Source organism: Pallidibacillus pasinlerensis, from assembly GCF_009996845.1.
GTDB classification, from domain to species: Bacteria; Bacillota; Bacilli; order Bacillales; family Caldibacillaceae; genus Pallidibacillus; species Pallidibacillus pasinlerensis.
In genome coordinates this window covers 69,375-79,259 of the sequence record NZ_JAACYS010000006.1, presented here as the reverse complement: position 1 = coordinate 79,259, position 9,885 = coordinate 69,375, and the positions used below count along the sequence as shown (strand labels likewise).

The window sequence follows — 9,885 nt, the reverse complement described above, 5'->3', positions numbered from 1 at the left end:
CTATCATAAAAATTGAACAGTTTGAGGACAGAATTGCGATTTATGTGGTGATGCCTGTAAAGCTCCACAAATGTCCAAAATGTAGTGAAAAAACGCGTAAAATTCATGATTATCGAATCCAGAAAATCAAGCAATTAAAATGGTTTGAACGCTTATGTTATATCTTCTATAGAAAGCGTAGATATAAGTGCGGAGAATGTGGTAAGAGATTTTATGAAAAGAACTCAATCATAAATCGATATAAACGTTTTTCAAAAGAATGGAATCAGGCGGTAAATATTCGAAGTGTGAAAACGAAAACCTTCAAAGAAACAGCCCAACAATTCGGTGCTACAACATCAACAATTATACGGCGATTTGAAAGGATATTGGGGGTCATGAGGGCTAAGCTTTATTTAGGCTGTTCATTAAGGTGAAAATTTCGATAATTTGATGTGAAGTTGGCGGCGACTCGCAAAAATGTTTCACATTTTTCCTGCGGTGCAGAATCAGTGAAGCATATTCAGAGTCCTGCGGGAACAGCAAAAGCCTTTGTGCCGAAAGCGAAGCGTCAGGCACACGATCCTATAGACCTGCGCAAACGAGCATGCGCGTTGAGGAGACTGAGGCCGTGCCACTGGATGCGCGTCCGCCAACAAAACAAATCATATCATCATAGATGTTTGGTTATGTGACTTATGGATAGCACAATGTTAAGGCTACTATGTGTAAGGCAGGAAACCTAACCCCAACATTTGACAAAGAACCATAAGAAACTAATCGGTAAAAGACTTTAATGTGAAACAGATAAAAGATAATTTTTCCGAGAATAAATTTATGTTAGACTATATACGGTGAGTATATAGCTGAAATAATAAATTTATTTTTTTGTAATTTGTTGACTTTGGAAAATGTTGTAAATACTTGTGTATACTAATATTAGGACAATACCTCTATGAGAAATAAGGGAAGAATTTAAGTAGGTGGATAAAATAATGGAACATTATGAAGTAATTGTTTCTTCGACTGAAGAAACGTTAAATATAGCAGAACAGTTAGGAGTGCATTTAAAACCAAGTGATGTTATAACTTTAGAAGGCGATTTAGGCGCGGGAAAAACAACCTTTACAAAGGGATTAGCAAAAGGTTTAGAAATAAAAAGAACGGTAAATAGCCCAACTTTTACAATAATAAAAGAGTATACCAATGGACGAATTCCCTTATACCATATGGATGTTTATCGGTTAGCTGATTCAGATGAAGATTTAGGCTTCGATGAATATTTTCATGGCGATGGAGTTACAGTTATTGAATGGGCACACTTAATTGAAGATCAGTTACCAGAACATCTTTTGAAAGTTGAAATAACATTGTTACATGATCAAAAAAGAAAATTACGGTTTATACCAATTGGCAAACGTTACGAAGAATTATGTAAGGAGTTTTTTAATGAAAATATTAGCAATTGATACTTCAACAAATGTATTAGGAGTCGGCATTGTTAATCACGAAAAAGTTATTGGGGAATATATAACAAATATCAAGCGTAATCACTCGACACGGGTATTACCGGTGATTGATTTTTTATTAAAAGATTGTGGTATTGATAAGAGCGAAATTGGAAAAATTGTTGTTGCCAATGGTCCAGGTTCATATACTGGACTACGTATTGGTGTAACGATAGGCAAAACTTTAGCATGGACATTAAAAGTTCCAATTGTAGGAGTTTCTAGTTTGAAATTAATGGCTGCAAGTGGTCGCTATTTTCCAGGTCTTATATCGCCGATTATGGATGCGAGAAGAGGAAATGTTTTTACTGGATTATATAAATACGAAGATCAAAAACTAATGTTAGTTGAAGAAGATAAACATCGTTCAGCAGAAGAATGGGGATATAGGTTAAAAGAATATAATCAACCTGTCTTGTTTGTAGGTGACGATTCAAATATTCATAAAGAGACGTTTACGAATATATTATTAAATAATGCCCAATTTGCTCCGAGTTCGTTAAACACAGCAAAACCAGGAGAACTTGGTTTATTAGGGAAGGATTTAGACGGGGAAGAAGCTCATTTATTTAAACCGAATTATTTACGGTTAACAGAAGCAGAAGCGAAGTGGAGAGACGAAAACCGGGAAGTTTAGAGAGGTAGGCTTATGGCGATTGAACCGTATTTTAGACAATTATCTATTCATGATGTCGATGATATTTTGAAAATTGAAAATGCTTCGTTTTCAATACCATGGACCCGTGATGCATTTGTAAGAGAGATGACGATGAATCCTTATGCATTATATATTGGTGCAGAACTTGAAGGGAAATTAATAGCCTATGGCGGTATGTGGATTATTTTGGATGAATGTCATATAACAAATATTGCTGTTTTACCGGAATATCGCGGAATGAAAATCGGAGACAAATTGATGTATCAAATGATGCAAGCAATGAAAGCAAATGGTGCGAAAAAGGCTACTTTAGAAGTAAGAGTTTCTAATATAGTAGCACAAAATATGTATAAAAAATACGGATTTAAAAATGGTGGTATTCGGAAAGGGTATTATACGGATAACCATGAAGATGCTTTAATAATGTGGGTGAACTTATATGAATAAACAATATATACTAGGAATTGAAACAAGTTGTGATGAAACAGCAGCAGCCGTGATAAAAAATGGAACAGAGATTGTTTCTAATGTTGTCGCATCCCAGATTGAAACACATAAACGGTTTGGTGGAGTCGTACCTGAAATTGCTTCTCGCCATCATGTCGAGCAAATTACAATTGTCATTGAAGAAGCAATGAAAAAGGCTGGATTAGATTTTTCACAATTAACGGGAGTAGCTGTTACGGCAGGACCAGGTTTGGTAGGGGCATTATTGATTGGAGTTGAAGCTGCTAAATCGATAGCATTTGCTCATTCTTTACCTTTAATTCCTGTTCATCATATTGCTGGTCATATTTATGCTAATCGTCTAATTACAGAAATGCAATTTCCGTTGTTATCCCTTGTCGTTTCTGGTGGTCATACAGAATTAATTTATATGGAAGAGCATGGTCATTTTGAAGTAATTGGCGAGACTAGAGACGATGCAGCAGGTGAAGCGTATGATAAGGTGGCTCGTGTATTAAATTGTCCTTATCCAGGAGGACCTCATATTGACCGAATGGCAAGTGAAGGTGAGGCAACGATTGATTTTCCGAGAGCTTGGCTAGAGGAAGGGTCTTATGACTTTAGTTTCAGTGGATTAAAATCGGCTGTTATTAATACAGTTCATAATGCGCAACAACGTGGTGAAACGATTGTACCAGAAAACTTAGCGGCCAGTTTTCAAGAAAGTGTTGTTGAAGTTTTAGTGGAAAAAACGATTCGTGCTGCTAAAGAGTATGGTGTAAAACAAATTTTATTAGCCGGTGGTGTCGCAGCGAATAATGGGTTACGGACTGAATTACAGAAGGCTGTAGAAAACCTAGAAGGTATCGAACTTGTTATTCCTCCTTTAAAACTATGTACAGATAATGCGGCGATGATTGCAGCAGCCGGTAGCGTTTTTTACGAGAAAGGAATACGGGCAGATTATACATTAAATGCGAATCCAGGATTGGATCTGGAATCTTTTAGTATAAAATAAATTATAAATCAAATTGTAGTTGGATATGGGACCTCAACTTTTTACGAGGTCCATTTTTTGTCTAGCATTATGTGGATAAGTAAGCTTTACAGTTAATTGTTTGTGAATAATTTTCCCAGTAATATAGTTCAAGCTAGATATATTAAGGTTTACATAAATGTGAGTAAAAACTGTGGATAAGTTACTTTTTTATTGTGGAATATGTGGATAATAAAGTAAGAAGCTTGTTTTTCAGTGTTTTAAGTGTGGATAATCATGTGGATTAAGTGAATAAGTTACTAAAAACAGAAGTTAGAAAATTATACAATCAACCAATTATTTAGTTATTTGTGGATATTTAAGGATTATGGTAAAAATTCTATCCACAACAAATATTTTGTTAATGAGAAAAGCCTTTGTTATTAAGTTACTTGGAAAAGGATAAATTTGAAAGTTCTTATAAATGAAGTAAACTTAATAATTAAGAATGGATTTGATTGCAAATACGCTTTTTTATGATAGATTGCTCGACTTTATGACCTGTTAAAGTTGGCAAAAATCGAGAAAGGATGATTTTTGTGATTGAAGTAAAAGGTAAATATAATACGGCCATTGTATTTACGAACGATTATCAAGAGGATGCAATTACGCAAATTCGTGAATTATGTGATCACGAATTCACAAAAGGAGAAAAGATAAGGGTTATGCCGGACTATCATCCTGGAGTTGGTTGTACTGTTGGGACAACTATGACGATTACGGATAAAGTTGTTCCTAATCTTGTTGGAGTAGATATTGGATGTGGGATGACGGTTTCTTTCATTAAGAAAAATAAAGATGAAATTGATTATGCACAAGTAGACGAGGTAATTCGAAAAAAAGTCCCAAGTGGCTTTAAAATTCACTCTAAAAATTCAAGGCATCGTTTTGTCCATTCGATAGATTTAACTAAAATTTATGCTCCTTTTGATATGGAAAGAGCATTAAACAGTATTGGAACATTAGGTGGAGGCAATCATTTCATTGAACTTAATGAAGTTTTGGACGATACTGTCGCTCTTGTTATTCACAGCGGTTCAAGAAATTTAGGAAAGCAAATCGCTGAATATTATCAAAACTTTGCATATGATGAATTGATAGATTTGGGCAACAAGAAACGTGAGCTTAAGGAAAGGTTGATAAAAGAAGGACGAGAAGAGGGTTTTGAAGAAGAAATTAAAAAATTAAAGAAGCCTAATATTAAGAGAGAATTAGCATACTTGGAAAATGAAAGTTTTAGACGTTACTTGAATGATATGTCGATTGCACAGAAATATGCTGAATTAAACAGACGTGCGATGGTTGATATTATTACAAGCAATATGGGCTGGGGAGTGACTGATTCGTTTTCAACTATTCATAACTACATTGATATGGAGAATATGATTTTAAGAAAAGGGGCAATCTCTGCACAGAAAGGTGAACGAGTAATTATCCCAATTAACATGAGGGACGGTAGTATCATTGCCTATGGTAAGGGCAACCCGGACTGGAATTATTCAGGCCCCCATGGTGCAGGTCGATTGATGAGTCGCACTAAAGCTAGAAAAACCGTTAGTATGAAGGATTTCCAACAATCTATGAAAGGAATTTGGAGTACCTCTGTAAAAAAGAGCACGCTGGATGAGTCACCTTTTGTTTATAAAAATATGGATGAGATCATTGAAAATACAAAAGACACAATAGAAGTCGCTCAAATTATTAAGCCCCTTTATAATTTTAAGGCGTAAACAACTAAGTTTATAAAAGTAAAAAGAAAACATTTGTCTACGTTGACAAATATTTTCTTTTTTATGTGCGCCCGGCATGTACATGAACTATAGGGTGTAAGTCCCGAACCCCGAAGACAGAAGTAGAGGTTAGCCAAGAGCAAGGGTGTCCGTGGTGACGCGGAATCTGAAGGAAGCTGGAGGCAAAACACCGGTCCGAGGAACACGAACCTCATATAAGGCTAGGTATGATTGAGTGAGTTTGCATAACAAAACAAAGCTCTTTCTGTCGAAGGTCATATCGAGTAAATGAGGCGGATAGATGGTGTGAAAGTGCATGTACTTACCCGGGGAGGTCTGGCGGATATGTGAAGTACTCTTCATAACCTACTTAGTGATAAGTAGCTGAACCGTCAGAAGTCAGCAAAGGTCATAGTATTAGTTGGTCTAGAACAACTAAGAAGGACCGAACAATTAAGAGAGAATAGCCCTTGGCATTCAGTGAGTCATGATGAACACAGAAAACGTAGTACCTCACTTGAGGAAGGAAACGGTGAATCCCGTGGGAGACCTCTTGGAGGGTGGAGTGACCACTGGCATAAAGAGAACAGCTATTCACGGAAGTTATAAAGACTTGCGTCAATGATCTTAATTGAACCGCCGTATACGGAACCGTACGTACGGTGGTGTGAGAGGACGGGAGTTAATCGCTCCCTCCTACTCGATTTATCCTTTTTTACTTTTATTCATCCTCCAATTGTGCCCATTCCTCTAATAATTCTTCCATCTCTTTCTTAGCTTCACTAATTTCTTCATTCAATGATGAAACTTTTGTATGATCTGTATAAACGTCGGGGTCAAGAAATAATTGTTCCTTTTCCGCAACTAACTCTTCTAGCTGTTCGATTCGATTTTGGATTTCTTCAATCCGTCTTTGTCGTTGACGTTCTTTTCTTTTCAATTCTTTTTCTAATTCGTAGCGGGATTTATTATCGATGTTTTCCGCTGTTGAGGAGTTTCCAGCTTTCTGTTTTTCTTCTTCTTCTAATCTTTGTAATTCATGAAGCTCTTCTTTTTTCTCAACAAAGTAATCATAATCTCCAAGATACTCTGTTATACCGTCTTTAGATAGTTCATAAACTTTTGTCGCAATCCGATTTATAAAATAACGGTCATGAGATACGAAAAGGATCGTTCCTGGATAATCGACTAGTGCATTTTCTAATATTTCCTTACTGTCTAAATCTAAGTGGTTAGTTGGTTCGTCCAATATTAAAAGGTTTGCATTTAGAAGCATTAATTTTGCAAGCGATAGGCGAGCTTTTTCACCACCACTTAATGTGGAGACAGGTTTTAAAACATCATCACCTGAGAAGAGGAAATTTCCTAAAACTGTTCGAATTTCCTTTTCTGTCATCATGGGATACTCATCCCAAAGTTCATTCAAAACAGTTTTATTGGAAGTAAGATCGGCTTGTTCTTGATCATAATAGGCGATGGTCACATTTGTACCTAATTGCATCGATCCAGTTAAGGCTGGAAGTTCACCTACTATTGTTTTTAATAAAGTAGATTTTCCAACGCCGTTTGGGCCAAGAAGTGCGATACTGTCGCCTCTTGTTATCCGGAATTGGATATTTTTTGATAATACGTTCGACCCGTATCCAATTGATAAATCCGATACATTTAATACTTCATTTCCACTTTGTCGTTCAATTTGAAAAGAAAAAGATACAGATTTATCGTCACCTGTAGGTCTGTCCATTAATTCCATTTTTTCGAGCATTTTCCGCCTACTTTGAGCCCTTTTAGTTGTAGAGGCACGGACAATATTACGAGCGATAAATTCCTTTATACGGGCTACTTCTTCTTGTTGCTTTTCGTACATTTTCAATTCTCGTTCAAATTTAGCAGCTTTCTGTTCAAGATATTTACTATAGTTACCTGTATAACGTGTTAATGTTTTATTGGCACATTCATAAACTTGATTTACGACTTTATCGAGGAAATACCGGTCATGGGAGACGATAAGAATCGCGCCATCGTAAGTTTGTAAATATTGTTCTAACCAAGTTAAGGTTTCAATATCAAGATGGTTAGTCGGCTCGTCTAAAATTAAAATGTCTGGTTTGGATAGTAACAGTTTTCCAAGAGCCAATCGTGTCTTTTGCCCGCCGCTTAAAGTGGAAATCTTTGTTTCATAACTGTAATCTGCAAAATTCAATCCGTGTAAAACGGAGCGGATATCTGCCTCATATTGATAGCCGCCTTTGTCTTTAAATTCGTTTTGCAGAAAATCATATTCCGATAATATTTTGGAATACTTTGTTTCATTTTTATAAACCTCTTCCTTCGACATTTGTTGCTCTAAATGGCGAAGTTGTTGTTCCATCTTTTGTAGGTCATGAAAAACTTCCATCATCTCAGCCCAAATAGAGTTATCAGAATCCAGACCTGTATGTTGATCTAAAAAGCCGATAGTGACGTCTTTCGGTTTAATGATTTCTCCAGAGTCATAATTTATTTCGCCTGCAATGATTTTTAATAATGTCGATTTACCCGAGCCATTACGACCAACGAGGGCAATTCGATCCCTTGTTTGGATTTCTAATTTTATATTTTGTAATATTAGATCAGCACCATAGTATTTGGTTAACTGATTTACTTGTAGCAAAATCATGACGTACACCTCAAATAATTTTATTGGAAAAGATTGTCTGTATATTATTTTCCATATTCGATTAGTTTAAAAATCTTTTCTACTATATAATCATTTTATATGATGTAGATAAATAAGGACAGAAAAAATAAGAATTAAAACTATTATATAACAACAAAAAGTAAGACTTTACAGAAAAATTATGTATCATAAATAAAGTAAAGTTAAAAAGAAGGATATTTTTTTTCTTTATCGAATATAATAGTTAACCAGAAATAAAGAAAACGTTAACAAAGATTAACAGTATTATTTATTATTCTAGGCAAATATACAACTAGAGGTAAAAGACTATTACAACATTGGAGGAAAGACTTATGGCAACAGAACAAATAAAAATACCAAAAGCAACAGCAAAAAGATTACCATTGTATTATCGTTTTTTACAAAATCTATATCAAACTGGGAAACTTCGAGTTTCATCGGCTGAGTTAAGTGAGGCAGTTAAAGTTGATTCAGCAACAATAAGAAGAGATTTTTCTTACTTTGGTGCATTAGGTAAAAAGGGTTACGGATATAATGTTCAATATTTATTAAATTTCTTTAGAAAAACCCTTGATCAAGATGAATTAACGAAAGTAGCATTAATTGGGGTAGGAAATCTAGGTACCGCTTTATTACGGTATAATTTTACGAAAAATAATAATACAAAAATATGTTATGCCTTTGATACAAATGAAGGTAAAGTAGGAACAAAAATTAGTGATGTAACCGTATACAGTTTAGACCAACTTGAAGAAATAATAGAGAAAGAGGATATTCAAGTTGTTATTTTAACTGTACCAGCACATGCTGCCCAAACGGTTACGGATCGTTTAGTTAAAACAAATGTAAAAGGGATATTAAACTTTACACCAGCGAGATTAAATGTACCACCAACGATTAATGTCCATCATATTGACTTAGCAGTTGAGTTACAGTCCTTTGTATATTTCATAAAAAACTACTCGAATGAGGAGTCAGAAGCGGTTGAGGAAAACGAAGAGTCAAAAGTATAATACATTTTTTTCTAGTATAAAAACCTTTCTTGAAGTAAATCGGTTAGGATGGACGCTATGGGTAAAAAAATGACCGTACAAGATCATATCGCTGAACTAAGAAGAAGATTAATTTATATTATTAGCTTTTTCATTGTTACTTTAGTTGGCGGTTTTTTTCTAGCTGAACCGATAATTATTTATTTACAACAAACGGATACAGCAGCTCAATTAGAACTTAATACGTTCAGAGTGACAGATCCTTTAAAAGTATATTTTCAAATAACCTTTATCATTGCTTGTGTACTTACAGCGCCTTTTATTTTGTATCAACTTTGGGCTTTTGTTTCGCCAGGCTTATATGAGAAAGAACGGAAAATTACGCTAACTTATATTCCAATTTCAATCTTATTATTTTTAAGTGGGATTTCGTTTTCCTATTTTATTCTTTTTCCATTCATTGTTGACTTTATGTTCCATATCGGCAATCAAATGGAATTAAATGCGGTCATTGGTATTAATGAGTATTTTGAATTTTTATTTCAAATTACCCTTCCATTCGGACTTTTATTCCAATTGCCAGTCGTTATACTTTTTTTAACTCGACTTGGCATAATTACACCATCATTTTTGAAGAAAATACGTAAATATGCCTACTTTGCATTACTCATTATAGCTGCGCTTATTACACCACCAGATGTATTATCTCATATTATGGTAACGGTTCCATTATTTCTGCTATATGAAGTAAGTATTTGGATTTCAAATTTTGCTTATCGAAAAGTGAACCAAGTTGAACAAGATGATGAAATAAATCGTGTTCATAAAATTTAAAGGTTGTCCGTGATAATATAA

9 protein-coding genes are annotated in these 9,885 nt (G+C 34.8%); 8 read left to right on the top strand and 1 reads right to left on the bottom strand.

Translation table 11 applies throughout. The features are described from left to right. The 6 genes from GW534_RS02610 to GW534_RS02585 all read left to right on the top strand — a co-directional run. Nucleotides 1-416: transposase family protein (locus GW534_RS02610; protein WP_161919500.1), on the top strand; the 416-nt coding region annotated here is incomplete at its 5' end. Between the two features lie 558 nt (nt 417-974). Then, nucleotides 975-1,448 (top strand): tRNA (adenosine(37)-N6)-threonylcarbamoyltransferase complex ATPase subunit type 1 TsaE, encoded by a 474-nt coding sequence (gene tsaE, locus GW534_RS02605; RefSeq protein ID WP_161919499.1) that lies wholly within the window; start codon nt 975-977, stop codon nt 1,446-1,448. Continuing rightward, complete coding sequence (gene tsaB / locus GW534_RS02600) at nt 1,429-2,124, top strand: tRNA (adenosine(37)-N6)-threonylcarbamoyltransferase complex dimerization subunit type 1 TsaB (RefSeq protein ID WP_161919498.1); 696 nt, start codon at nt 1,429-1,431, stop codon at nt 2,122-2,124. The genes tsaE and tsaB overlap by 20 nt, the downstream gene beginning before the upstream one ends. A gap of 12 nt (nt 2,125-2,136) precedes the next feature. After that, nucleotides 2,137-2,592: a ribosomal protein S18-alanine N-acetyltransferase gene (gene rimI, locus GW534_RS02595; protein ID WP_161919497.1), complete on the top strand. Its 456-nt coding sequence runs from the start codon at nt 2,137-2,139 to the stop codon at nt 2,590-2,592. Continuing rightward, a complete protein-coding gene (gene tsaD, locus GW534_RS02590; protein WP_161919496.1) occupies nt 2,585-3,610 on the top strand; it encodes a tRNA (adenosine(37)-N6)-threonylcarbamoyltransferase complex transferase subunit TsaD in 1,026 nt (341 codons plus the stop codon). The genes rimI and tsaD overlap by 8 nt, the downstream gene beginning before the upstream one ends. Nucleotides 3,611-4,167: 557 nt before the next feature. After that, nucleotides 4,168-5,358 (top strand): RtcB family protein, encoded by a 1,191-nt coding sequence (locus GW534_RS02585; RefSeq protein ID WP_161919495.1) that lies wholly within the window; start codon nt 4,168-4,170, stop codon nt 5,356-5,358. A gap of 721 nt (nt 5,359-6,079) precedes the next feature. Here the strand turns inward: GW534_RS02585 and GW534_RS02580 are convergent. Beyond that, nucleotides 6,080-8,017: an ABC-F family ATP-binding cassette domain-containing protein gene (locus tag GW534_RS02580; protein ID WP_161919494.1), complete on the bottom strand. Its 1,938-nt coding sequence runs from the start codon at nt 8,015-8,017 to the stop codon at nt 6,080-6,082. A 353-nt stretch (nt 8,018-8,370) separates the two neighbouring features. Between GW534_RS02580 and GW534_RS02575 the strand changes: the two genes are divergently transcribed. Together GW534_RS02575 and tatC are read left to right on the top strand one after the other, a co-directional pair. Then, entirely contained in the window at nt 8,371-9,051 is a 681-nt protein-coding gene (locus GW534_RS02575; RefSeq protein WP_161919493.1) for a redox-sensing transcriptional repressor Rex, read from the top strand. A 57-nt stretch (nt 9,052-9,108) separates the two neighbouring features. After that, the gene (gene tatC, locus GW534_RS02570; RefSeq protein WP_161919492.1) at nt 9,109-9,864 is read left to right on the top strand and encodes a twin-arginine translocase subunit TatC; all 756 of its coding nucleotides are present in this window, start codon (nt 9,109-9,111) and stop codon (nt 9,862-9,864) included. Nucleotides 9,865-9,885: the final 21 nt, after the last annotated feature.